The sequence below is a fragment of the Bacillus sp. FSL L8-0152 genome, from assembly GCF_038006365.1.
Classification (GTDB): domain Bacteria; phylum Bacillota; class Bacilli; order Bacillales; family Bacillaceae_G; genus Bacillus_A; species Bacillus_A cereus.
The window spans coordinates 3,502,564-3,526,661 of record NZ_JBBOVB010000001.1 but is presented as its reverse complement, the minus strand read 5'-3'; the positions used below and the strand labels follow the sequence as shown (position 1 = coordinate 3,526,661).

The following is a 24,098-nucleotide window of genomic DNA, read 5'->3' as shown; positions in this document are numbered from 1 at the left end:
ATGAAAAAGCATGCAGAGCATATACTCTGCATGCTTTTTATAATGCTGAAAACTCCTCAACAAGTTGAGTGAATTGTTTCAATGCACTTTCAATCGGTTCTGGCGTAGTTAAATCAACACCAGCTTTTTTCAATAGGTTTAGTGGATAATCAGAACTTCCACCTTTCAGGAATTCAATATAATTTTTCTGAGCATTCGGATCACCGCTTAATAGTTTATCAGCGATTTGAATGGCAGATGCGAATCCAGTTGCATATTTGTATACGTAAAACGGGCGGTAGAAATGAGGGATTCTAGCCCATCCGTACTTTACTTCTTCATCAAATACAAGTGAATCACCGTTATATTCTTTAAATAGTTTTTCATAAATTTCACTGAAGACTTGTGCATTTAATGGTTTACCTTGTTCCGCCATTTCATGTGTGATTTTTTCAAATTCTGCAAACATAATTTGTGTAAAGAAAGTACCTTTGAATTTTTCAATAAAATGGTTAACTAAATGGTTACGCACGTTCGTTTCTGTTGCTTCTTTTAATAAATAGTGAATTAATAACACTTCATTTACTGTAGAAGCGACTTCTGCCACAAAGATAGAATAATGTGCAGAAATTCTTGGTTGGTATCCATGTGAATAGTGCGTATGCATACCGTGCCCGCATTCATGAGTAAGAGTGAACAGGCTATTTAAATCATCGTGATGATTTAAAAGAATGAAAGGATGAACACCATATACACCAAAGTTATAAGCACCAGAACGTTTTCCTGGTGTTTCTCTTACGTCTATATATCGTTTATCTTTAAAACTTTTTAATGTCTCAATATATTCTTCTCCTAAAGGAGCTAGTGATGCAATCATAATGTCAAATGCTTCACTATATGGGATGTCTTGTTTTGCACCTTCTACTAAATCGACGCCTAAGTCGTATTGTCTTAGTTCATCTACGTTTAATTTTTCTTTTCGAATTTCATTGTATGTATGTAATGTTTGAATGTTTTTTTTCGTTGTATCAATAAGGTTTTCATATACTTCTTTCGGAACCATATCGCCAAATAATGATTTCTCTAGCGCTGATGGATAGTTTCTTAGCTTCGAAACGGTAACATTATTTTTAATAGCAGCGGATAAAGTAGATGCGATGGAATTCTTTAACTGAACATATGGTTTGTAATATGCTTTATAAGCTTCTTTACGCTTTTCACGATTCGTATCTTCTATTAACTTTGCATACATTCCGCGTGTTAAGTTCACTTTTTCTCCATCGTCAGTCGTCACTTCACCAAATAATATATCTGCATTGTTTAACATACCAAATGTGTGCTGTGGAGAAGAAAGAGCTTCACCCATCTGTGATAAAATTGCTTCTTGGTCCTTATTCAATACGTGTTTTTTATAACGATATAATTCAAATAAGTCTTCTTTATAATATTGTAAGCCTTCTGTTTCTTCTATGTAAGAATGTAATGTGCTTTCGTCTATGCTAAGTAAGAAGGGGGAAAAGAAAGATTTAGCTGCACTTACTTTCACGTGTAATTGTGATACTTTATCGACAAGAGATTGCGCGTCAGTATCGCGTGTATCAAGGTCAGATTGTAATCGTGCATAAGCGAACATTAAAGATATTATGCTAGAAATTTCTTCACTCTTCGTTAAATAAGCTAATAAACTATTGCCATCGTGAATATTGCCATTAAACTCGTGTAATTCCTTCGTTAATACTTCAATTTTATGAAAATCACTTTCCCAATCTTCAATTGTATGGTAAATGTCTGTTAAATCCCATTTTTCTATATCAGCTACTTGTAATCGATCTTTAAGTTCTGTCATAATCATTTCCTTTCTAAACATGTAGTTATATTTCTATATAACTATGAAATACAACAAATTGCAAAAAATCCCTGCTGAAAATTGAAAAGCCTTGCTAAAATAACAAGGCTTACATACTTATAGTGTAATTCCAAATTTTGAATGTAAAAGGTTTGTAAATTGCATGTCTGTAACGGTTTCTTTCGTTTTTTTACCATTTTTCGCTACTGTAAGGCTATCTTTCGTTAAAGAGGCATGCCCATCTTCAGTTAGTTTTACAATAAGAGGTAGTTTATTAAAGGGTGACCCTTCATGTTCAACGATAATTTTTTGTGCTGTATTTGCTTTTTCTTCATCCACTTCTTCTATATAAAATGCATAGCCTAACGTCCAATCATCAGCAGAAGATTGATCCAAGAACTCATTGTTTTTCCGCATCTCTAAAATGTAGTTTCCCTTTTCGGTCATTTCTTTACGAATACGATAATCTCCTGTAACAGATTGAATGACTTCACCTGAGAAAGGGACAGGGGCAAGAGGTAAGTATGATCCGAATCCTACTTCAATTAAATAAAGTTCAGTATGATGTGTTAAAACGGTTGCAATATGGCCAGAATCAACAGCCCATATGGAGTTTGTAGCGTTATAAACTGTTCCTGAAACGAGATGAACATCGAATCCAGAATCTTTCAGGAAGTAATACATAGTAGGATTGAGTTCATAACAAAGACCGCCACGGTTATTTACTAAAATTTTCTCTTTCAAATTTTCTTTTGATATTTCTTTAAAATTCTTTTCGAGAATATTTAAGTTTTCAAAAGGAACAGTTTGTGCCATTGCGTACATAATGTTAGATAAATCTTCAAATGAAACTGTGTCTTTTTCTTCTATATATAATCGTGCGAAAAATTGTTTTTGAAAGTCTGTCATAGAAATCCCTCCGTTATGTTTTTATAGGTAAATTGTAAACAATCTTGAATAGGATGTGAAATTAAAACTACGTTGAATATTTGAAGTGAGATTAAAAATAATGTGGGAGAGTGAGAGATTGCTACTTTACTAACGGTGGAACGAATATTATAATAATTCTGATAAACTATGCAAACGCTTTCTTAGAAAGGGATGGTGTACAGATGTTTAAAAGAGTAACAATAGTCGGATTGTCAGTTGTTATGTTTTTACCTAGTATATATGAGGGGAGTAAAGCATATGCAGATACAGTTAACAATGGAACGTTAATGCAGTATTTTGAGTGGTATGCTCCGAATGATGGGGATCATTGGAATCGTTTGCGTACTGATGCTGAAAATTTAGCGCAAAAAGGAATTACATCTGTTTGGATACCACCTGCATATAAAGGAACTACGCAAAATGACGTAGGATATGGAGCATATGATTTATATGATTTGGGGGAATTCAATCAAAAGGGAACAGTGCGGACGAAATATGGGACGAAAGCACAATTGAAGTCTGCAATTGACGCTTTACATAAGAAAAACATCGATGTATACGGTGATGTAGTTATGAATCATAAAGGTGGGGCTGATTATACAGAAACTGTCACAGCAGTTGAGGTAGACCCAAGCAATCGAAATGTTGAAGTATCAGGTGATTATGAAATTAGTGCTTGGACAGGATTTAACTTTCCAGGGCGTGGAGATTCTTATTCTAATTTCAAATGGAAATGGTATCATTTTGACGGAACAGATTGGGATGAAGGAAAGAAATTAAACCGAATTTATAAATTTAGGGGCATAGGTAAAGCGTGGGACTGGGAAGTGTCTAGCGAGAATGGGAATTATGATTATTTGATGTACGCGGATCTTGATTTTGATCATCCAGATGTTGCGAATGAAATGAAAAAATGGGGAACGTGGTATGCGAAGGAATTAAATTTAGATGGCTTTCGTTTAGATGCTGTTAAACATATTGATCATGAATATTTGCGCGATTGGGTAAATCATGTTAGACAGCAAACGGGGAAAGAAATGTTTACAGTAGCTGAATATTGGCAAAATGATATCCAGACTTTAAATAATTATTTAGCGAAGGTCAATTATAATCAATCTGTGTTCGATGCACCACTTCATTATAATTTTCACTATGCTTCAACAGGAAATGGGAATTATGATATGAGAAATATTTTAAAAGGAACGGTAGTTGCGAATCATCCTACACTTGCGGTTACTCTAGTTGAAAATCATGATTCACAGCCTGGTCAGTCATTGGAATCTGTAGTGAGCCCTTGGTTCAAACCGTTGGCATATGCATTTATTTTAACGCGTGCAGAGGGATATCCTTCTGTTTTCTATGGTGATTACTATGGTACAAAAGGAAATAGTAACTATGAAATTCCAGCGTTAAAGGACAAAATTGATCCGATTTTGACGGCACGAAAAAACTTTGCATATGGTACGCAGCGGGATTATTTTGATCATCCAGATGTAATTGGCTGGATGTTGGGAAGAATAACGCAGGGGAAGTATGGTACGATATTACGGGTAATCAAACAAATACTGTAACAATTAATAAGGATGGTTGGGGACAATTCCAAGTAAGTGGAGGATCAGTTTCCATATATGTTCAGCAGTAATTTGGTGATGAAAAAGAAGAGGTAGACTGAAATATAAGTTTTCCTCTTCTTTTTATATTGTGCATATTTATCCCGCTATTTGTGGTCAGTCCGATTGGTGAGGGCTTATTAAAGTTTCACTTTATTTTTCCTGAATCTTTATTGTAATAAAAGAGTTAGTCGACCTTTATAACAACAAGAGAGGCATTGGAGTATATAATGTCACCCGTGGCTTCTCTTATTCGTACTCGAAGAACATCCCCTTGATTTAAAGATAGTAAATCAGTTCTGGCGGATGTAGCTCTTATCCCAGAATCACCACCAACTCGCGTTTCGATTGCGAATTGAATGGAATCGTTTATTGTAAGATTTAATATACTAGACGATATAGCTTGTATTACAAATACAATTGAAAAGGATACAGAGTACACGCCAGTGGTATCAATTGTAATAGAATTATTTAATGGATTTATAGTAGTTCCACTAGCAGGTCCTGGAATGGTAAAATTAACATTTGTATTAACTACTGCTGAAAAACCGATTCCTACTTCAGAAGTTATTGTTCCAAATACGGGAAGGATCCCTAAACCGGTTGCGCCAGTAGGACCAGTTATTCCGATTCCGGTAGGACCTGTACCCCCAGTAGGACCAGTTATTCCGATTCCGGTAGGACCTGTACCCCCAGTAGGACCAGTTATTCCAATTCCGGTAAAACCTGTCGCACCGGTAGGACCTGTGATTCCAGTAGGTCCGGTGGGTAATGTAAATGGTGGAATTGATGGTAGTGTGGGACCGATTAAATTTGGTTCTAGAGCAGTTCCATGTAAAATACTATATTCTTCACTCATATAGTAAACCTCCTATTATTGCTTGTCATAATTATTAAATGTATCAGGGGAAGGAAATGACATTCGCAATAGCGGAGGCGCTTCTTATAATTTCTCCTCAGCGAATATAGGTCTAATTTAAGAAATATTGAAGTGTAGAGTTGCGTACTACTGAAGTATGGCACCTTTACTTCTCACGTAACATATAGTATGATGATTTCAATAAATTAGATTTCAATGACTATAATATAAATTAATGAGAGGTGCTTTTTGTGAGTGCGGTAGGTACTAAATAGGAAAAATTTAATGAAATAAATCAGATAAGAACAGGGGATTTTTATGTATACCATACCCCTAGCTTTGTCATGGATTTATTTCAATACCTATGAAGATACCTACAATACTTTATAAAGCGTGTAATAAGGGGATTGCCATCTGTTTTTTATGGCTTATTTCCTCATATGTTATTACTCATGCCTTGTAAATGTAAAAGCTGCGGTATCCCCGCAGCTTTTTTGTATATATTTTTAATGTATAAAAATGGTAATTAAATAATATAGAGCTCATTGGAATCTAATGAGTAGGTATCTTCATTTATGATAAAAATCAATCATAGTGAGGAGAAACAAAATGAATACGATGACTTTTGAAAAGTTACAATATAACGAATTAAAGGATATAGTGAAATCTTATTGTGTAAGTGGATTAGGTAAGGAATTAGTAAACAAATTAGAGCCGAGTACGAGTATAAAAGTAGTGAGAAATCGCTTGAATGAAACGACAGAAGCACGAGCTATATTAGATGCAGAAGGGCATGTTCCTTTCTTCGGCATTTCTAATATTGCTAGTACAATTCAAAAATTAGAAAAAGGGATGATTTTAGATCCAGAAGAATTAGTAAGTGTTTCAGATTTTTTACGTGGGTGTAGAAAGATTAAAAAGTTTATGTTAGATAAAGAATTTTTTGCACCAGTATTAGCTTCTTATGCAAATTCAATGACTGAATATAAAAGTATTGAAGAGGAAATTAACTTTTCAATTAAAGGAAATAGTATTGATGTAGCTGCAAGTAAAGAGTTAAAACGAATTCGAAATAATATCGATTCTGTAGATGGGAAAATAAAAGAACGTTTAACGAAGTTTTTAAATAGTAGTGCAAATAAGAAATTCATTCAGGAATTCTTTATTAGTAAAAAGGATGACCGTTATACGATTCCAATTAAATCTTCCTATAAAAATCAAGTTGCTGGAAGTATTATTGAAGCCTCGGCAAAAGGTTCTACTGTATTTATAGAACCGCATACGGTTACGAAATTGAATGCAGAATTAGCAGGTTTGAAAGCAGAAGAAGCGGTTGAAGAGTATCAGATTTTAGCGACTTTATCAGGAATGGTCTTAGAAAACATATATAGTATAAAGATTAACATGGAGCTAATTAGTCAGTATGATATGGTATTTGCGAAAGCGAAGTTTAGTAAATCGATTGATGGAATAGAACCGAAGTTAAACGATCATGGCTACATTCATTTAGTGAATTGTAAGCATCCGCTTTTAACAGGGCAAGTTGTACCGTTACATTTTAAAATTGGTCAAGAGTATCGTAGTTTAATTATTACAGGGCCGAATGCGGGCGGAAAGACAATTGTGTTAAAAACGATTGGATTGTTAACATTAGCTACAATGTCAGGTCTTCATATTGCAGGAGATAAAGGTACAGAAATCGCTATTTTCGAAAATGTATTCGTAGATATTGGTGATAATCAAAGTATTGAAAATGCACTAAGTACATTTTCGTCTCATATGAAAAATCTTTCTGAGATTATGAGGATGTCAAATAATAATACGTTACTTTTATTTGATGAAATAGGGAGCGGTACAGAACCAAATGAAGGTGCAGCACTTGCAATTTCTATTTTAGAAGAGTTGTACTTTGCGGGATGTATTACCGTTGCGAGTACGCATTACGGAGAAATTAAACGATTCTCAGAAATGCATGATGACTTTATGAATGCAGCGATGCAGTTTAATAGTGAAACGCTAGAGCCGCTTTATAAATTAGTTATCGGAAAATCAGGAGAAAGTAATGCACTTTGGATTGCGAATAAAATGAGCGTAAAAGAACATGTACTGAAAAGAGCGAAAGAGTATATGGGAAATAAAGAGTACGCTTTAGAAAAAGTGAATGAAAGTAAAATTAGAAAACCGAAATTTGTACAAGAAAAAAGAGAATCTCATTATGAGTACAAAATCGGCGATCGTGTTAATTTATTGGATCATGATGATTTTGGTATCATCTATAAGGAAAAAGATAATTTTTATAACGTTGTTGTATATTATAACGGTGAATTCGTTGAAGTAAATGTAAAACGTATTACTTTAGAAGTAGCAGCGAAGGAGTTATATCCAGAAGGATACGATTTAAATACACTATTTGTTGATTATAAAGAAAGAAAAATGCAACACGATATTGAGCGCGGATCGAAAAAAGCACTGCGTAAAATTCAAAAAGAAATAAGAAAGAATAGAGGATAAGTTAAAATGGTAACGATTAGACAAGAACAAAAAAATGATTATAGAAAAACAGAAGAAGTCATAAAAGAAGCATTTTTAAAGGAAGAATTTAGTGATAAAACAGAACATGAACTTGTAAAACGTATTAGAGAATGTGACGCGTTTGTTCCAGAGTTATCAATTGTTGCGGTAGATGAAGATATAGTTGGTCACATTATGTTATCGAAAATTACAATAGAACAAGATGGAACTTCTGTAGAATCGTTAGCACTTGCACCAGTTTCAGTTGCTAGGGGCCATCAGAAAAAAGGAATTGGTGGAAACCTGATTGTAGCTGCATTAGAAAAAGCGAAAGAACTTGGATACGGATCAGTTGTAGTATTGGGACATCCAGAGTACTACCCGAAATTTGGTTTTAAGAAAGCAAGTGAGTGGAATATAAAAGCACCGTTTGAAGTGCCTGAAGAGGTATTTATGATAATGGAATTAACAGAAAATTCTCTTCGAGGTGTAGAAGGAATTGTACAATATTCGAGTGCTTTTGCTGAGTAGGAGTAACGGTTAAGAAATGTAATCATAAAAGATGCTATCTTTTTGTATGGATATACAGAAAGATAGCTTTTTTATTAAGCGGATCTACTGACGTATATTTTGCTCAATGAATAATTGAGGTGGTAAAATTGATATAGAAACGTAAAGGGAGAGAATGAAATGAATAAGCGAGAAACAGATAGCAATGAGAATGCAGTTACGTTATATGTTACAAGACACGGTAAAACAATATTAAATACGAATCATCGCGCGCAAGGTTGGGCTGATTCTCCATTAGTAGAAAAAGGTGTTGAAGTTGCCACAAATTTAGGAACAGGATTAAAAGATATTCATTTTATGAATGCGTATAGTAGTGATAGCGGCCGAGCGATTGAAACTGCTAATTTAGTATTAAAATATAGTGAGCAATCAAAATTAAAACTTGAGCAAAGAAAAGATTTGCGAGAATTAAATTTCGGTATTTTTGAAGGTGAAAAACTTGAGAATATGTGGGAGGTGGTTGGAAAAGCTGCAGGCGTTGCATCACCAGAAGAACTTATGAAGTTTTCTATTCAAGAAGTGATTAATCTTATTAGAGTAGCAGATCCTACAAAACAGGCGGAAGATTGGGAATTATTTTCTACTCGTATAAAAGCTGAGATAGATAAAATTAGTGAAGAAGCTGCTGGAAATGGTGGCGGTAACGTTTTAGTTGTCGTTCATGGGCTTTTGATTACTACCTTAATAGAAATGTTAGACAGTAGCAAAACAAAACTTGGGGTGGAAAATGCTAGTGTGACGAAGATTGTATATCAAGATGGAACATATACAGTCGAGTCGGTTGGAGATATGAGTTATGTTGCAAAAGGGAAAGAAAGTGTGGAAATATAATTAAATCTCAAATAGAAATAAGAAAAGGAAGGTAGAGAAATCTAGCTTCCTTTTTATTTTGTGAATTATGGGATTAATAAAATCTTCCCTGTGCTTTTACGACTCTCTAATAATTCATGAGCAAGAGCACCGTCTTGTAAAGAGAATGTAGTAGGATTTGAAATGTTTAATTTTCCAGTTGCGATCCAATCGAATAATTGAGTAGATCGTTTTTTACGTTCTTCATAAGTGGTAAGAACGTTCCAAAGGTCTCCGCCAGTTAAAGTTTTTGAAGTATCCATAAGCATACGTGGATCAACTGGAGCAGGATTACCACCAGCCATTCCGTAAAATACGACAGTACCGCCAATTTTAGTAGCGTTAAAACTTTCCTCTAATGTAGAACCTACTGATTCATATACAAGATTTACTCCAGTTCCATTAGTCATTTCAAGTACTTTCGTATGCCATTCTTCGTTATATAAAAATACGTGATCGGCACCAGCTAATGTAGCTATCTTTGCTTTTTCTTTTGATGATGTAAGACCAATTACTGTTCCGCCCTGTAGTTTAATCATTTGAATAAGAAGTTGACCGACGCCACCAGCTGCAGCGTGTACTAAAGCTATATCACCTTGTTTTAGTTGATAGCTATCGTGCGTTAAATAATGTGCAGTTAATCCTTGTAATAAGACAGAAGCGGCTGTTTCAAAAGAAATAGAATCTGGTAGTGGGATTACTTTTTCAGATGGAACGGCAACTAGTTCTGCATTTGCAAATGGGACGTCCGCAAATGCAATACGGTCTCCTAGGTTGATAGTAGTAACGTCAGCTCCTACTTTTTCAACAATTCCAGCTCCTTCATAACCTAATACATAAGGCGGATTGCCAGCAAGATGATAATCGCCGCGGCGTCTATAAATATCAGCGAAGTTTAATCCGATTGCTTTCGTGCGGACAAGAATTTCATTTGGACTTATGATTGGATCGTGTATTTCTTTATAGTGTAGAACATTAGCGTCTCCGAATGTTTCGAAACAAAGTGCTTTCATATGGAATACCTCCATTTATATTGTTTATAGATGTTCTTTATCATACAATACAAATATCAATAGACAAAGAGGATTATTTCGATGGGATCAATCGAAAATATCGATTGAAAAGAGGGATGATAAATGGAAATAAAACAGTTAATTACATTTAAAGTAGCGGCACATACTTTGAACTTTACACAAACTGCGAAGAAATTAAACTTTGCCCAATCGAGCGTTACAGCACAAATTAAAACATTAGAGGCTGAGCTCGGTACACCACTATTTGAGAGATTAGGGAAACGTCTTTTCTTAACTGAAGCAGGTAGGAAGTTTCAACTATATGCCGACAAGATGATTGCACTCAGTAACGAAGCGAAAATGGCTGTGAAAGATGATAAAGAAATAGCAGGTACGTTAATAATTGGTGCACAAGAAAGTCAATGTACATACAGACTGCCTTCTATATTAAAGAAGTTTAAAGCACAATTTCCTCAAATAAAACTTATATTTAAACCAGCACACTCCAATAAAGATGCGAAGGAACAATTGATGGAGGGGAAAGTAGATCTTGCATTTATTTTGGACGAATGTAAAACAGAAGATGTTTTACATGTGGAACCACTTATGAAAGAAGAATTAAAAGTAGTAGCTGCTCCTACGCATCGTTTACTTGAACAACCTTCAGTTTCTATAAAAGATTTAGAGAGTGAAACACTTTTACTAACAGAATTAGGCTGCTCGTATCGGACTTTATTTGAAGAGCTATTTCGCTGGGAAGATGTATATCCAGCAAATAAAATTGAATTTGTTAGTGTTGAAGCAATTAAACAATGTGTTATTGCAGATTTAGGTATAGCCGTTTTACCAGCGATAGTAGTAGAAAAAGATATACGGGAAGGGACGTTAAAGGAGTTGATGTTAAACGAAACAATCTCTCCGATTTATACGCAAATCGCTTGGCATAAAGACAAATGGATGACAGTGCCACTGCGACAATTTATTGATGTAACGAGGGAGTTTTTTACAACAGATTAAGTGGAGAAATATTTATTTTATATAAAAGAAAAAATGGCAATTTTGTATAAAGAACCGATGCTTGAATATAACAAGTATCGGTTCTTTTATGTTTTAAATATAGAATGCTATAAAATGTGTATTTCTCAACTTTTTTTCTTACAAGGATAAGTAAAATTCTTCGTATATTCCAATAATCATAAGGGAATTTACAACGTTTATTCGTTTCTGTAAGATGCCTCTAGGAAGTGTGAAAGGAGGACTTACATAGCGGTATAGCTTGTCTTTAGTATACGTACTTATTGTGAGGAGGAATTTAAAATGTTTAAAAAGTTAATGAAAGTATGCGTGTTAAGTGCGGCAAGTATAGGTGTATTATTTAGTTTTCAAGGAAGTACATTTGCAGCTACTGATTTAAGTAGTTATTATGACGGGAAAAATCCAGCAACAACGAAAGTATACGGGGGAAGTACGACGTGTGATGCAGATGGATTTAATGCAAAATCTACAGCTGTATATGAAGGTAGTAAAAAAGTAGGGACAGTGTATTTACGTTACAGTAATAAATGTCATGCAGCATGGGCTAAGTTTGTTTTAGATCAACCAGCACCAGCTGTTTCGGGAGGAGTGTACGCGTACGCTGTTGTGAATAAATACAAAAATGGTGTATTCCAAAAATCAGTTACTTCTAATCAGGGGAACGGCACAATAAAAACAGGTCAAACGAGCACTTATACAGGAATGATATTTGATTTAACTGCTGATTTCGGATACACAGCAGATGCTGAAGCAGTTACGTTTAATAACGGTTACGGGAAAACAGCACGTTATTAATAAAGGAGTGAAATGATATGAAACTTTTAAAAAAGACGAGTGCATGTTTATTGCTATCTTTACTCGTTGTAACTAGTATGTTTAGCGCGACTAATAGCGATAAAGTATACGCAGAAGACCATTCATATGATGGGAAAAGTCCTTATTATAACAGCTGTGATCAATCTGCAGTAACGAAAGAAAAGAAGTGGATTGATTCAAATTCTTATGTGGAATTAAAATTTAGCACGACGTGTAAGACAGCGTGGGCAAAAGTTACTGTAACTCGCCTGGCAGTTTATAATAACGAAGCTGATGCAAGGATTGTTAGAAAAACAGATGGAAAGGCATACACTTGTGGAAGTGCTGGAGGAAATGGTGTTGTAAATAAAGGGCAAACATCATGCTATACGCCAATGGTATATGACTTAGATCCAAGAAAGGCACAAGCGCAGGGGAAACATGCAATACCAAATAGTGATGCATATAATTATGCTGAGACTATTTGGTATTGATGAGGATATGGAGATTGTAAGATAGAATATTTTAAGAGCATGTTTTGATTGGATTTCAAAACATGCTCGATTTGTATTCATTCTAATATTTTCGGTAATCATGGACCATTGAATTAACTAAGGTCTGTATCAGGAGGATTGTATCCAAGGTGACGAGCCATAGATACAATTTGTCCTTTATGGTGAAATTCATGCGTCTCCGTATGAGTTAAAAGCCATAGCGGAGTTGTGCTCCAAGGTTCTTTTTGCCATTTCACTTCATTTGCTATATTTTCGAGCCAACGGTCATTGTATTCATCTAAAAAACGTTGTACAGTTTCGTCTACTAACTTAAATCTAGCACGGACTTTTTCCACATCTGCATGCTCAATTTCGTAATCGCTAGCAAATGAAAAATCTGCTCTTTTTTGCTTGAATGCGAATGATCCAAGCCAGTATTGATAGCAATCGGCTACATGAATATGAGTCTTTATAATGCTACCGCTTCCGAAATTAGGAACTGTGCTATGTAATTTTTCTACTGGGATTTCTTCCAAAAACGAAAATAGAGTTTCTCTTGTAGAGCTAATAAGATTATATTGTTGTTTTAAAATATGTAACATGCAAGTACACTCTTCTTTTATTTACATAGTAAGTAATTCTATATTTACGAGGAGTGAACCTTTTTATTATTTTTAATAAGCATATTAGATGTATTTCTTATTTGTTTCTGATAGATTAAACAAGGTGAAACTTTAATAAGTTGAACATTATTAGTTCATAATAAATTGTACATCAAGAAGGGGAACGATAAAATGAATAGACTAGTGGGTTTAAAACAATTTGAAATAACGCGCGGGGCGTTACTTAAATTTATGGAAACGTTAGATGATAAAACTGCGGATACGCAGCCAGAGGGTTTTAACAATACAATTCGTTGGCATATCGGTCACGTGTTAACAGCAGCAGAAGTTTTCATGTTTGGAAAAGAATTCAAACAATTACCAACTGAATATCCAGGTATGTTTGGGTATGGATCACGACCATCTAAATGGAAAACAGAAGGACCATCGTTAGAAGTGTTAACGGCTCAATTAAAAGAACAAGCAAAACGTATTAACGAAATTCCAGCAGAAGCATTTGAAAATAAACTGCCAGAGCCATTCCTAGGATTGGAAACAGTAGGGGAGCTTTACGGTATGATGCTTTATCATGAAGCTGATCATATTGGGCAAATGAAAGCGATGGAACGTATTATTAAAGCTCTCTAGTCTTAATTGCATATAACAAGCGATACAGTTGTAATGTTAAATAATATATACAAAAAAGGTAGATAAATTATTATCTACCTTTTTTGTATAACTTCTTGAAGGATTAGGGATTATCATCGTGGTGCTGATGAAGAAGGATAAGAGAATTTTATAATTTTTATGGTGTGATTATTAATTGTAGCATTCCTAAATATGGAATATATGTATAATGATAGAGAAGAACTAGAAATAGGGGTGAATACTATGATTACATTAGAGCAAAAGTTGGAGCAATATAAACATACATATGTACAGTTAAAGGGAGAACTAAAATGGAAAACGAGTGATTCTCGAACAGGAATGATGATTGCTGCTATGTATGCAGGTAGTGATAAATTGTTTGATCTCGGACGTTTTTTAGAAATTAGTAGTTATATTAAGAATCAGGTAGGGATGTTTTCATACTTAAAGTCTTATCATCGTTTTGTAGTGGCCGCAACATTAGATATTCACTTTACAGATTACAAGGAAGCTTTTCGGAAGTTTTTAGATTTATATGAACAATTGGTCACTGGTGGCTTTAGCCGGAGTATATTTACTTATCTCGCAGCAGCTGTGCTTTTAACAGAAGAAAATGAACAGCATGACACACATATTCAGCGTTCGATGCAAGTATATAAACGCATGAAAAAGGATCACCTCTTTCTTACAAGTACAAATGATTATCCGCTCGCAGTTTTATTAGCAGGACAATCAGAGCATGTAGAAACACTTATGGACCGAGTGGAACGTCTTTATCAGAAACTAGCGACAGCTGGTTTGCGTAAAGGGAATGATCTTCAATTTTTGAGTCATATTCTTTCACTAAAGAAGGATGTCAGGGAAGAACTATTAGTTGCAAAATGTACAAATATATGGAATTTGTTAAAGCAAGAAAAGGTAAAAGTAAAACAGATGCATTACCCAGCTATCGGGCTACTAGCGTTACTCGAGGACGGAGAAAAAGAGATTCATTCTATTCGAGCATTTATTGAAAAATTGCAGGGGGATAAATTGTTCCGTTGGCATACAGATACAACTATTCTTATTGCTATTCAACTGTTCGTCAGTCAGAAAGGTGAGGAAAGTAAAGCTACTAACACAGGTTTACAAACAATGATAGAAGTCCTCATACAAGCACAACAGGCAGCCATGATGGCAACGATTGCCGCTTCATCTGTAGCAACATCTTCTGCTAGTAGCAGTTCATAATGTGTAATTGCTTATACTCTTGTAAATTATAACTCCCTTGATAAGGACGGTTTAAAAAATATTACTAAAAACAGTTAGCTCATCACTCTCTAATGAGTGATGGGCTAACTGTTTTTACATAATCAGCATTATCTTTTTGATTCCTTCAAATGTTTGAGCTGCGTGACAATCATAATGCTAATAACAACGAGTAAAAACCATGAACTAATTTTGCTTAAGTGAACGAGACTCCATGCTTCCCGTTGATTTGGATATTGCCATGCTCCGAAAAATGTTGCGATGTTCTCTGCAATCCAAATGAAAAATCCGATAAGGAAAAAGGAGAGAACGAGTGGCATTTTATATGTAACGCCTCGTAATGAAAATTCTACAAATGTCCGAAAGAAAACGATGAATAAAAGTACAGTTAATACCCATCTAAAGTCATATAGAAAATGATGTGTAAAAAAATTAAAGTAAATCATTGCTCCTAAAGGTATTGCCAAAATAGCTTTTGGCCAATGATGCATTTGCAAATGCAATCTTCTCCACGCCTGGCATATGTAACTTGCAACACTTGCATACATAAAGCCACTATAAAGCGGAACTCCAAAAACTTTTGAATATGCCTCTTCCGGATAACTCCATGAACCGAAATGTATTTTATATATTTCTAGCAAGAGTCCGATGAGGTGGAAGATGGTAATTACTTTTAGTTCGTCTTTTGTTTCAAGACCAGTCTTGTACATAATCCACTGCATAAGAAGGCATACGATGAGTATGAAATCATAGCGGTATAATCCTGGGATTGAAACAATTTTTGAAAGGGCTAGTGTTAAGAAAATAATGACTGGGAATAAGCAAGATAATGCTTGTTCGTAAGTGAAATGTAGTAGTTGTTTTATATAGAACATTGTGTCACCTTCGATTTTTTTATTTGAAAAATCAAAATAATAAATAAGTATACTACAATTTAAAAAATAATCCAGTAGTCTATTTTGCATGTATTTGTAAGTTTTAGAAGGGAATTGTAATGAGTATTTTAATATTGTAGAAAAGTGAAAAAATAGTTTGCTATTTAAAAAAAGTGGGGATATAATATCTAAATGAAAATGATAATTATTATCAATAATAATTATAAATAAAAAATAATTACAAAAAACAACTGAATATAAAGGATGAAATGAAACATGTTACATAAGTCTACTGTACATGGTGGTAATAACCGCTGGATACATATTAAGTTCATATGTTTCATGAGCTTAACAATTTTATGTTTAATTGGATCTATATTTTTAGCCATTTCATTTGGTGCAAAGGATATTCATTTACAAACGGTGTGGACTGCGGTTTTGGATTACAATCCGAAATTAACGCAGCACCAAATTATTTATGAATTAAGGCTCCCGAGAGTAATTGGAGCAGCAGTTGTAGGGGCAGCTTTTGCGGTCGCTGGAGCGGTTATGCAAGGAGTAACACGAAATCCTTTAGCTGATGCAGGTGTACTTGGCATAAATGCAGGAGCGATGTTTGTAGTAGCACTTAGTTTTGCTTTTTTTCCGCATATGCCGTATTCCTATTTAATGATTGTTTCCTTTATTGGAGCAGTCTTAAGTACAGTACTTATTTTTGTTATTGGATCAGCAACATCAGGCGGGTTAACACCAATGAGGTTAACGATTGCTGGAGCGGTTATGGCAGCGCTTTTACATTCATTAAGTTCAGGTGTTGCGATTTATTATGATTTAAGCCAGGATTTAGCGTTTTGGTATGCTGGTGGTGTTGCAGGGGTTAAGTGGGAACACTTGAAATTTTTAGTCCCTATTATTCTTATAACGATTATTTTTGCAATAGTGTTAGGGCGATCTATTTCACTCATATCAATGGGGGATGATGTTGCTACAAATTTAGGAGTGAAAACGAACCGAACGAGAATACTAGGGATGATTATAGTAGTTATTCTGGCAGGTGTTTCTGTTTCAGCTGTTGGTTCTATTGGATTTGTAGGATTAGTTATCCCGCACATTGCTAGAAAATTAGTTGGTGTTAATTATAGACTCATTATTCTTATGTCAGCATTATTAGGAGCTATGTTATTAGTTGTAGCTGACCTAGGAGCAAGAACAGTAAATCCTCCTAAGGAACTTGCGATAGGGATTATGGTAGCTCTTGTTGGAGTTCCGTTCTTCCTCTATATAGCACGTAAAGTTGGGAGGGAGCTATAAGTGAAAGATCTTTTTAACACGGATAAAAAGAGAGCTATTACTGTAACTACAATATTCGGATGTGTAAGTATCGCTGTAATTTTAATTAGTCTAAATACAGGGACACTGAGTATAGAGCCACTTAAAGTAATTGAAACACTTTTTGGTTATGGTGATTTTGAGAGCGCAACCGTGCTATATGATTATCGTATGCCAAGAATAATAATCACAATGTTAGCTGGTATTGGCCTTGGAATTTCCGGTGCGATTTTGCAAGGATTATCCCGTAATGCACTTGCAGACCCTGGTATTCTTGGACTGCATTCAGGTGCATCTTTCGGGCTAATTATATTTGTTACATTCTTTCATTCTATTAATGAAAGTGCATCCATTTTAATACCGTTATTTACATTTGGCGGAGGAGTATTAGCTGCATTTCTTATTATTTTACTTGCGAGTGATCGGTCAAATGGTTTACTTCCCATTAGACTTATTCTCGTTGGTATTGCAGTTTCAGCTGGTTTTAGTGCAATTTCGTTATTTTTCTCTCTCAAGTTAAATGATGAGACGTATACATTCGCTTCTAGATGGCTAGTTGGTAACGTGTGGGGAAGGGATTGGATTCATGTCCTTGCATTATTACCTTGGATTTTCATACTAACCCCTTATGCGTGGCTAAAATCTAAAACGTTAAATGCATTGTCACTAGGTGATAGTGTAGCGGCAGGACTTGGTGTTTCTGTTCAAAAAGAACGGTTATTACTTTTAGCTACAGCGGTTGGATTATCTTGCGCAAGTGTATCGATGGCAGGAGGGATTGGTTTTATCGGTTTAGTTGCTCCGCATATCGCAAGGAAGTTAGTAGGTACTACATATCAACACTTTCTTCCTTTAGCTGGCATTATCGGAATGATTATTTTAGTGCTAGCAGATACGATAGGTCGTTCTATATTTGAGCCAAACTCTATTCCAGCTGGTGTAGTAGTGGCGGCATTAGGAGCACCGTATTTTCTTTATTTACTTACAAAAACAAAATAAATACTTCAAAGAGGAGAACATATGAAAAAGAAACTTACTATTTTATTTAGCATGATGTGTATTTTAGTATTAGCAGCATGTGGTCAAACGAAAGCTAATGAAGAGGCAACGAAAAAAACGGAAAAAAGTAATGATCCAAAAATCGCCTCTATGTCCATTCATTTAACAAATAATTTACTTGCATTAGGAATTACACCAGTAGGTTCTGTTATTGGTGGAGATTTAAAAGATTTCTTACCGCACGCAAAAGAGCAGTTGAAAGATACGAAGAAACTTGGTGTTGTAACAGATCCGAATATGGAAGCGTTACTTCAATTGAAGCCAACTGACATTTATGTGGATGAAAAATACGCGGGCAAAGATTTAGCGAAATACGAAAAAATTGCAAAAACACATTCTTTCAACTTAGATGAAGGCACGTGGAGAGATCAGTTACAACAAGTTGGTAAACTTGTAAACCGTGAGAAAGAAGCGGATAAATATATTCAAGATTACGAAGAGCAATCAAAACGAGTAAAAAGTTTAATAGATAAAGAATTAGGTAATAACGAAAAAGTAATGGCAATTCGTGTTACTGCAAAAGAATTACGAGTATTTAGTACGAAAAGACCGATGGGACCAATTTTATTCCAAGACTTAGGATTACAACCTGCAAATGGTGTAGAGAAAATTGATGGAAACCGTCCTTTCGAAGTCATTTCACAAGAAGTATTACCTGACTTTGATGCAGATGCTATTTTCGTTGTCGTTAACAGAGATGATAAAGCGAAAGCTGCATTTAAACAACTTCAAGAAACACCAATTTGGAAAGACTTAAAAGCTGTTAAAGGTAAGCACGTATACATTATTAATGACCAACCATGGCTTGACTATTCTGCTTTAGGTAACAAAATGGCAATGGATGAAGCGGAGAAAATGTTTACGAAATAATATAGTTTCGCTATTAGGAAAGGTCCTCTAAATTTGGAGGGCTTTTTATTATTGTTTGAATAAACGAAAAATTATACAATGAAGTTAATTTCGTGTAGAGGAGATGTGCCAATGTCAGCGCTTATTGTAAGTATCCCGTGTATAAAGCAGTTTATAGAATAAGGGGATAAATAGGCTAATAATTATCCCTGTTATTAAAAAAGGGGGAGTTTGAAATGACAATGAATCTTTTTCAAAATAAAACGATTAAATTATCAGCTATTAGAGAAGCAGATGTTGAAGTAATGGCTATGTGGCAAGAAGATAGTGAGTATTTAAGGAATGTAGATACAGATGTAGCATTCCCGCAATCGATACAAGAAATAGCAAGTGATGGGCTATTAAAGGGACGGAGATCGAATAGTGTTTCTTTCATGTTAAGGACAGTTCAAGATGATCGCTTAATTGGTTTTGTTGCAATTCATGGCATAGAGTGGAATAACAGAACGGGTTTATTAGCCATTGGTATAGGCGATGCAAATGATAGAGGAAAGGGATATGGAAGAGAAGCAATCCATCTTATCTTAAAATATGCTTTCTATGAATTGAATTTACACCGCGTCGGTCTGGATGTGATTTCTTATAATAAAGCAGCCATTGCGTTGTATAAAAAGATAGGTTTTCAGATGGAAGGGTGTATGAGAGAAGCGGTTCAAAGAGATGGGAAGTGTTTTGATCGTATCATTATGGGGATATTGCGGGATGAATGGATAGAGCTGCAAGGTTAGAAAGTACATTCGAAATTATATATGTAGTATGCAGGAGATATAATGATAATTGGCGAATTTTTACAATGTACTGATTGAACTTATAAGGAGTCATGAAAAATGAATTTAGAAAAAAGTAAACCAGTAAATGAAGAGGTCGCTGAATTAAAGGAATTAATTAAAGAATTACACGGAAGTGTACATCAACTTCAAAGTGAAGTGCAGCAATTAAGGCATGAAAGACCGGTTGTTGAAGTAAGAAAAGGTGTTCAATTATCACCAGCAATCGTTGGACAAATTGGTGGTATGATATTGGGTGGGTTAGCAATTATCGGTATATTTTGGTGATGAAAAAAGGTTTGCAGCACGATGCTGCAAACCTTTTGGATTTGACGATATAATTTCATGCAATATAACTTTTACATTAAATAACGTAAATATATATAAGCATGTGATAACAAGAGTGCAACAATAGTTAATGGTAAACCAATTTTTAAGAAGTCCATATAAGAGAAAGCATGTCCTTCACGTTTTGCAATACCAGCAACGACTACGTTTGCAGATGCTCCGATTAGCGTTCCATTTCCTCCTAAGCAAGCTCCAAGAGATAACGCCCACCATAGTACTTCGATTTGCGGAGAATCGACAGATAGTCCGAGTCCTGTAGCTAAGTCTTGAATAAGAGGAATCATCGTAGCGACAAATGGGATGTTGTCGATTGTCGCAGATGCGATGCCAGATACCCATAAAATAAGTATAGCTGCGAATCCGATGTCACCGTTTGTTACGCCGATTACTTCTTTTGCAAGTGAAGAGATAAGTCCGATATCAATTAACCCGCCAACGAGAACAAATAGTCCGGCGAAGAAGAAAATGGTTACCCATTCAACGTGGGCAAATACATCTTCAATATCATGTTCTTTCACGCCGATTAACATAAGAAGTGTAGCGCCTGTCATCGCGATAACAGCAGCGTCTACATGAATAATCGAATGAAGTACGAAGCCTAAAATAGTTAGTCCTAAAATCGAAATAGATTTTAAAAGGAGGCTTTGATCTTTAATGTAATCTTTTTCGTTTAATGCCATTAGTTTTTCGATTTGTTCAGGTGTTGTTTTTAGTTTGTTACGATACATGAAGTAAATAATGCCAAGTGTCACGATAGAAATAATAATTACGATTGGAGCTAAGTTAAGTAAAAAGGCGTTAAAGTTTAAATGCTTGTTTGCTGATCCAATCATAATATTAGGTGGATCACCGATTAATGTTGCTGTTCCGCCTATATTTGAAAACAGCACTTCTGAAATCAAATAAGGCACAGGATTTACTTTTAAAATACGTGTAATGGATAATGTAACAGGAACGATTAATAAAACAGTCGTTACATTGTCCAAAAATGCTGATCCGACAGCAGTTAATAGGGATAGTAATAATAAAATGCGAATCGGTTTTCCGCCAGCTGCTTTTGCCGCTTTAATGGCCACAAATTCAAAGACGCCTGATTGACTCGTAATATGTACGAGAATCATCATCCCAATTAAAAGGGTAATCGTTTCCCATTGAATATGTGATGTGAAAGCAGTATGTAAATCTACAACTCCAAAAATAATCATAATAGCAGCACCGAATAGTGCGATTACAGCACGATTCAATTTCTCAGAAATAATAAATCCGTACGTGATTAAAAATACGGCAATTGCAAAATAATATTGCCAATTTGCTACTTCATGTGCTGATTGTTCCAACCATGTCACCTTCTTTAAATTATGTATTCAATTGTCGAAATGTATCTCGCTGCAATAATGCGGGATAAAATATATTGTAGCAAATTCAAAAAAGAAAGAAAACTATTTAACAAAGTGAAGGAAAAAATGTATTTTTTACATATCATATAAAAAATATAAAAAACACAGTGCAAATTATTAGGAAAAGTGAGCGTTGTCCTCTAATATAGAGATAGCAATTTACATTATTTTTGCGTAAAATGGTTTAAAGAGGTGAATTCCGATGGAAATAGTAAAAGATAGTTCTCTTATTCAAAATGAAATTGAACGTTTTGTAAATAAAGATGTATATATTCATTTAGAAACGACAAACGGAGCGTATGCATCACACATAAATGAAAAGATGATGACAGTTGGTGCTTTCATTCGAAATGCAATTATCCGTTTTGAACGCGGGAAGATAACTGGAACAAATCCATACCGAGTTGGTCTAAAAATGGATCATGGTTGGGTATATGCTGAAGGTATTACGCACTGGGAAGTAGATGGTCAAGAGCGTTTATTACTAGCTGGACATGATAATTTAGGTCGTCTAGCAGTTGCACTTGAGTTAAGCTTAACACCATTTAAGTAAGAAGGAGGGAAACTTATGGAGAGACATGTACTTGTTGTATTTCCGCATCCAGATGATGAAGCATATGCTGCGGGAGGAACAATTCGCTTATTAACAGATCAAGGAGTACCTGTAACATATGCATGTGGTACTCTAGGACAAATGGGACGTAACATGGGTAAGAACGTATTCGCTAACCGTGAAACGATTCCAAATATCCGTAAGAAAGAATTGAAAGATGCTTGTGAAGCGATGGGCATTAAAGATTTAAGAATGCTTGGCTTCCATGATAAAACGTTAGAATTTGAAGATGTTGATTTCGTTGCTGACAAAATTGAAGCAATCATTCAAGAAGTAAATCCATCTCGAATTATTACATTTTATCCAGAGCACGGTGTACATCCAGATCATAATGCATTTGGCCGCGCTGTCGTTCGCGCTGTATCACGTATGCCAAAAGAAGAGCGCCCAGTTATCCATGCTGTTGCGATTACGAAAAATCGTGAAGCAGTATTAGGAGAACCGGATGTTGTAAATAACATTAGTGAAGTATTTGATCATAAATTAACTGCATTAGGTGCGCACCGTTCACAAACAGAAGCAATGCTTGAAGACACGCATGCAAAAATAAAAAACAAAGATGCAGCAACATTAAAATGGCTGCAACTTGAACAGTTTTGGACTTATAAATGGGAGTAGGCTAGAAGGATACCTTCTAGTTGCTCTTACATAGAAAAAGCGCCGTCACTTGTGATGGTGCTTTTTCTTGTTGAAGACTATATATTTCTTAGGGTGCTTCAAAAATTTTAAATTAACGTGCAGTATAGCCTCCATCAACAAGAAGTGTTGTACCGTTAACAAAACTAGCATCATCACTTGCTAAAAACAAGACAGCTTTAGCGACTTCTTCTGGTGTTCCAAGTCTGCCTTGTGGATGAAGTGAAGCTAAATATTCTTTTTGTTGAGGATTAACACTACCTAGTAAAGGGGTGTCAATATAACCAGGGCACACCGCATTAATACGTATTCCATATTTAGCGTAGGCAGTACATAAATTTTGAGTTAATAGTTTCACACCACCTTTTGCAGAGGAGTATGCTGTTGGGGTAGGTAATGAAACAAAACTATGAATCGAACCAGCGTTAACGATGACACCACCTGTACCTTGTTTAAGAAATTGTTCAATCGAATATTTATCAGAAAGGAATACCCCAGACAAATTAATATCAATAGTTCTTTTCCACTTTTCATAGGATAATTCGTTTGCCGGTGCATCATCAGCAACGCCGGCATTTGCATACATAATATCTAATTTACCGTATGTACTTACTGTCTCATGAATGAGCTGTTTAATATCTGCCTCATTTGTTACATCGGTTTTAATAAATAACGTATTGTATCCATGTGCATTCAATTCATCTGATAGTTCTTTTCCACGTTCAGAAAAATCAGCAATAACTACTTTTGCACCTTCTTTGATAAAAAGACGAACAGTAGATTCGCCAATTCCACTTGCACCACCAGTTATGATTGCTACTTTGTCTTTTAATTTCATATAAACCTCTCCATTCATCAATGAATTTAAGTCGAATTTTTAAATCAGGTTATATCATTATTAACCTTAAATAGTAAGTAGATAGAAGAAACAGTTTGCGTTTACTTAATTGTGAGAGTGCTATTTTTTTATTGTAATTTTTTATACAGTGATGGAAGAAAATATTAATTAGGTCAATTTTATCATCAGATTGAATATTCAGTAAAGTATTCTTGAATAGAGTGAGTGCTGAAGTTAAACTACTAATCTACATAGATAGAACGAGAGAGACTACATATAGTTGCTCTTTTTATTTTATTAATTAACAAATTTTCAAACTTGCTGATGATGTAGTGGAC

General features: G+C 35.0%; 23 protein-coding genes and 1 pseudogene. 16 read left to right on the top strand and 8 right to left on the bottom strand.

The genetic code is table 11. The features are described 5' to 3' along the window. Positions 1 to 37: 37 nt before the first annotated feature. Positions 38 to 1,825 (bottom strand): oligoendopeptidase F, encoded by a 1,788-nt coding sequence (gene pepF, locus MHH27_RS17700; protein WP_097924144.1) that lies wholly within the window; start codon positions 1,823 to 1,825, stop codon positions 38 to 40. 117 nt (positions 1,826 to 1,942) lie between these two features. Beyond that, positions 1,943 to 2,734: an arylamine N-acetyltransferase family protein gene (locus MHH27_RS17695; protein ID WP_340943548.1), complete on the bottom strand. Its 792-nt coding sequence runs from the start codon at positions 2,732 to 2,734 to the stop codon at positions 1,943 to 1,945. A gap of 203 nt (positions 2,735 to 2,937) precedes the next feature. Between MHH27_RS17695 and amyS the strand changes: the two are divergent. Further along, positions 2,938 to 4,397: pseudogene (gene amyS / locus MHH27_RS17690) on the top strand (alpha-amylase). Between the two features lie 155 nt (positions 4,398 to 4,552). Here amyS and betA read toward each other — a convergent pair. Next, complete coding sequence (betA, locus tag MHH27_RS17685) at positions 4,553 to 5,224, bottom strand: collagen-like exosporium glycoprotein BetA (RefSeq protein ID WP_065229147.1); 672 nt, start codon at positions 5,222 to 5,224, stop codon at positions 4,553 to 4,555. A gap of 609 nt (positions 5,225 to 5,833) precedes the next feature. Here betA and MHH27_RS17680 point away from each other — a divergent pair. The 3 genes from MHH27_RS17680 (at position 5,834) to MHH27_RS17670 (ending at position 9,136) form a co-directional block, all read left to right on the top strand. Beyond that, a complete protein-coding gene (locus MHH27_RS17680; protein WP_001095203.1) occupies positions 5,834 to 7,735 on the top strand; it encodes an endonuclease MutS2 in 1,902 nt (633 codons plus the stop codon). A gap of 6 nt (positions 7,736 to 7,741) precedes the next feature. Further along, positions 7,742 to 8,266: a GNAT family N-acetyltransferase gene (locus MHH27_RS17675; RefSeq protein WP_000256462.1), complete on the top strand. Its 525-nt coding sequence runs from the start codon at positions 7,742 to 7,744 to the stop codon at positions 8,264 to 8,266. A 159-nt stretch (positions 8,267 to 8,425) separates the two neighbouring features. Beyond that, entirely contained in the window at positions 8,426 to 9,136 is a 711-nt protein-coding gene (locus MHH27_RS17670) for a histidine phosphatase family protein (protein ID WP_075718567.1), read from the top strand. 65 nt (positions 9,137 to 9,201) lie between these two features. Here the strand turns inward: MHH27_RS17670 and MHH27_RS17665 are convergent, their stop codons facing one another. Then, positions 9,202 to 10,167, bottom strand: coding sequence for a quinone oxidoreductase family protein (locus tag MHH27_RS17665; RefSeq protein WP_000645266.1), 966 nt, complete (start codon positions 10,165 to 10,167; stop codon positions 9,202 to 9,204). A 123-nt stretch (positions 10,168 to 10,290) separates the two neighbouring features. Between MHH27_RS17665 and MHH27_RS17660 the strand changes: the two genes are divergently transcribed. The 3 genes from MHH27_RS17660 to MHH27_RS17650 all read left to right on the top strand — a co-directional run bounded on the left by MHH27_RS17660 (position 10,291) and on the right by MHH27_RS17650 (position 12,491). Further along, complete coding sequence (locus tag MHH27_RS17660) at positions 10,291 to 11,184, top strand: LysR family transcriptional regulator (protein ID WP_098235121.1); 894 nt, start codon at positions 10,291 to 10,293, stop codon at positions 11,182 to 11,184. 300 nt (positions 11,185 to 11,484) lie between these two features. Continuing rightward, entirely contained in the window at positions 11,485 to 11,997 is a 513-nt protein-coding gene (locus MHH27_RS17655; protein WP_340943543.1) for a DUF2690 domain-containing protein, read from the top strand. A 17-nt stretch (positions 11,998 to 12,014) separates the two neighbouring features. Beyond that, the gene (locus tag MHH27_RS17650; RefSeq protein WP_000771159.1) at positions 12,015 to 12,491 is read left to right on the top strand and encodes a DUF2690 domain-containing protein; all 477 of its coding nucleotides are present in this window, start codon (positions 12,015 to 12,017) and stop codon (positions 12,489 to 12,491) included. A gap of 113 nt (positions 12,492 to 12,604) precedes the next feature. Here the strand turns inward: MHH27_RS17650 and MHH27_RS17645 are convergent, their stop codons facing one another. Further along, a complete protein-coding gene (locus MHH27_RS17645) occupies positions 12,605 to 13,093 on the bottom strand; it encodes a DinB family protein (protein WP_000902401.1) in 489 nt (162 codons plus the stop codon). A gap of 192 nt (positions 13,094 to 13,285) precedes the next feature. On the opposite strand from MHH27_RS17645, the gene MHH27_RS17640 reads away from it, so the two are divergent. After that, positions 13,286 to 13,741, top strand: coding sequence for a DinB family protein (locus tag MHH27_RS17640; protein ID WP_001081119.1), 456 nt, complete (start codon positions 13,286 to 13,288; stop codon positions 13,739 to 13,741). A 192-nt stretch (positions 13,742 to 13,933) separates the two neighbouring features. Next, positions 13,934 to 14,971 (top strand): DUF4003 domain-containing protein, encoded by a 1,038-nt coding sequence (locus tag MHH27_RS17635; protein ID WP_025117957.1) that lies wholly within the window; start codon positions 13,934 to 13,936, stop codon positions 14,969 to 14,971. A 128-nt stretch (positions 14,972 to 15,099) separates the two neighbouring features. Here MHH27_RS17635 and MHH27_RS17630 read toward each other — a convergent pair whose 3' ends face one another. Continuing rightward, positions 15,100 to 15,864: a DUF817 domain-containing protein gene (locus MHH27_RS17630; RefSeq protein ID WP_097924151.1), complete on the bottom strand. Its 765-nt coding sequence runs from the start codon at positions 15,862 to 15,864 to the stop codon at positions 15,100 to 15,102. 276 nt (positions 15,865 to 16,140) lie between these two features. Between MHH27_RS17630 and MHH27_RS17625 the strand changes: the two genes are divergently transcribed. From MHH27_RS17625 to MHH27_RS17605, 5 genes are all read left to right on the top strand, one after another. Beyond that, positions 16,141 to 17,175, top strand: a complete 1,035-nt coding sequence (locus tag MHH27_RS17625; RefSeq protein WP_340943536.1) for a FecCD family ABC transporter permease — start codon at positions 16,141 to 16,143, stop codon at positions 17,173 to 17,175. Next, positions 17,176 to 18,192, top strand: coding sequence for a FecCD family ABC transporter permease (locus tag MHH27_RS17620; protein WP_000653826.1), 1,017 nt, complete (start codon positions 17,176 to 17,178; stop codon positions 18,190 to 18,192). It begins immediately after the preceding gene. 21 nt (positions 18,193 to 18,213) lie between these two features. Further along, positions 18,214 to 19,122 carry an iron-hydroxamate ABC transporter substrate-binding protein gene (locus MHH27_RS17615; protein WP_000728225.1) on the top strand — a complete coding sequence of 303 codons (909 nt, stop codon included), beginning with the start codon at positions 18,214 to 18,216 and terminating at the stop codon, positions 19,120 to 19,122. Between the two features lie 215 nt (positions 19,123 to 19,337). Continuing rightward, positions 19,338 to 19,889 carry a GNAT family N-acetyltransferase gene (locus MHH27_RS17610; protein ID WP_098566745.1) on the top strand — a complete coding sequence of 184 codons (552 nt, stop codon included), beginning with the start codon at positions 19,338 to 19,340 and terminating at the stop codon, positions 19,887 to 19,889. Positions 19,890 to 19,988: 99 nt separating this feature from the next. Then, positions 19,989 to 20,216 (top strand): hypothetical protein, encoded by a 228-nt coding sequence (locus MHH27_RS17605; RefSeq protein ID WP_001047523.1) that lies wholly within the window; start codon positions 19,989 to 19,991, stop codon positions 20,214 to 20,216. A 71-nt stretch (positions 20,217 to 20,287) separates the two neighbouring features. Here MHH27_RS17605 and MHH27_RS17600 read toward each other — a convergent pair whose 3' ends face one another. Further along, complete coding sequence (locus MHH27_RS17600; RefSeq protein ID WP_098250947.1) at positions 20,288 to 21,613, bottom strand: ArsB/NhaD family transporter; 1,326 nt, start codon at positions 21,611 to 21,613, stop codon at positions 20,288 to 20,290. 262 nt (positions 21,614 to 21,875) lie between these two features. On the opposite strand from MHH27_RS17600, the gene MHH27_RS17595 reads away from it, so the two are divergent. Continuing rightward, a complete protein-coding gene (locus MHH27_RS17595) occupies positions 21,876 to 22,226 on the top strand; it encodes a YojF family protein (RefSeq protein ID WP_000407046.1) in 351 nt (116 codons plus the stop codon). Positions 22,227 to 22,241: 15 nt separating this feature from the next. After that, positions 22,242 to 22,904, top strand: coding sequence for a bacillithiol biosynthesis deacetylase BshB2 (gene bshB2 / locus MHH27_RS17590; protein WP_000439489.1), 663 nt, complete (start codon positions 22,242 to 22,244; stop codon positions 22,902 to 22,904). Between the two features lie 112 nt (positions 22,905 to 23,016). Here the strand turns inward: bshB2 and MHH27_RS17585 are convergent, their stop codons facing one another. After that, on the bottom strand, positions 23,017 to 23,760 hold the full coding sequence (locus tag MHH27_RS17585) for an SDR family NAD(P)-dependent oxidoreductase (protein ID WP_000768026.1): 744 nt from the start codon (positions 23,758 to 23,760) through the stop codon (positions 23,017 to 23,019). Positions 23,761 to 24,098 lie beyond the last annotated feature (338 nt).

Excerpts from the sequence above, each read along its gene's own strand:
- pepF (WP_097924144.1), bottom strand. The coding sequence starts at position 1,825 with ATGACAGAACTTAAAGATCGATTACAAGTAGCTGATATAGAAAAATGG.
- MHH27_RS17695 (WP_340943548.1), bottom strand. The coding sequence starts at position 2,734 with ATGACAGACTTTCAAAAACAATTTTTCGCACGATTATATATAGAAGAA.
- betA (WP_065229147.1), bottom strand. The coding sequence starts at position 5,224 with ATGAGTGAAGAATATAGTATTTTACATGGAACTGCTCTAGAACCAAAT.
- MHH27_RS17680 (WP_001095203.1), top strand. The coding sequence starts at position 5,834 with ATGAATACGATGACTTTTGAAAAGTTACAATATAACGAATTAAAGGAT.
- MHH27_RS17675 (WP_000256462.1), top strand. The coding sequence starts at position 7,742 with ATGGTAACGATTAGACAAGAACAAAAAAATGATTATAGAAAAACAGAA.
- MHH27_RS17670 (WP_075718567.1), top strand. The coding sequence starts at position 8,426 with ATGAATAAGCGAGAAACAGATAGCAATGAGAATGCAGTTACGTTATAT.
- MHH27_RS17665 (WP_000645266.1), bottom strand. The coding sequence starts at position 10,167 with ATGAAAGCACTTTGTTTCGAAACATTCGGAGACGCTAATGTTCTACAC.
- MHH27_RS17660 (WP_098235121.1), top strand. The coding sequence starts at position 10,291 with ATGGAAATAAAACAGTTAATTACATTTAAAGTAGCGGCACATACTTTG.
- MHH27_RS17655 (WP_340943543.1), top strand. The coding sequence starts at position 11,485 with ATGTTTAAAAAGTTAATGAAAGTATGCGTGTTAAGTGCGGCAAGTATA.
- MHH27_RS17650 (WP_000771159.1), top strand. The coding sequence starts at position 12,015 with ATGAAACTTTTAAAAAAGACGAGTGCATGTTTATTGCTATCTTTACTC.
- MHH27_RS17645 (WP_000902401.1), bottom strand. The coding sequence starts at position 13,093 with ATGTTACATATTTTAAAACAACAATATAATCTTATTAGCTCTACAAGA.
- MHH27_RS17640 (WP_001081119.1), top strand. The coding sequence starts at position 13,286 with ATGAATAGACTAGTGGGTTTAAAACAATTTGAAATAACGCGCGGGGCG.
- MHH27_RS17635 (WP_025117957.1), top strand. The coding sequence starts at position 13,934 with ATGGAATATATGTATAATGATAGAGAAGAACTAGAAATAGGGGTGAAT.
- MHH27_RS17630 (WP_097924151.1), bottom strand. The coding sequence starts at position 15,864 with ATGTTCTATATAAAACAACTACTACATTTCACTTACGAACAAGCATTA.
- MHH27_RS17625 (WP_340943536.1), top strand. The coding sequence starts at position 16,141 with ATGTTACATAAGTCTACTGTACATGGTGGTAATAACCGCTGGATACAT.
- MHH27_RS17615 (WP_000728225.1), top strand. The coding sequence starts at position 18,214 with ATGAAAAAGAAACTTACTATTTTATTTAGCATGATGTGTATTTTAGTA.
- MHH27_RS17610 (WP_098566745.1), top strand. The coding sequence starts at position 19,338 with ATGACAATGAATCTTTTTCAAAATAAAACGATTAAATTATCAGCTATT.
- MHH27_RS17605 (WP_001047523.1), top strand. The coding sequence starts at position 19,989 with ATGAATTTAGAAAAAAGTAAACCAGTAAATGAAGAGGTCGCTGAATTA.
- MHH27_RS17595 (WP_000407046.1), top strand. The coding sequence starts at position 21,876 with ATGGAAATAGTAAAAGATAGTTCTCTTATTCAAAATGAAATTGAACGT.
- bshB2 (WP_000439489.1), top strand. The coding sequence starts at position 22,242 with ATGGAGAGACATGTACTTGTTGTATTTCCGCATCCAGATGATGAAGCA.
- MHH27_RS17585 (WP_000768026.1), bottom strand. The coding sequence starts at position 23,760 with ATGAAATTAAAAGACAAAGTAGCAATCATAACTGGTGGTGCAAGTGGA.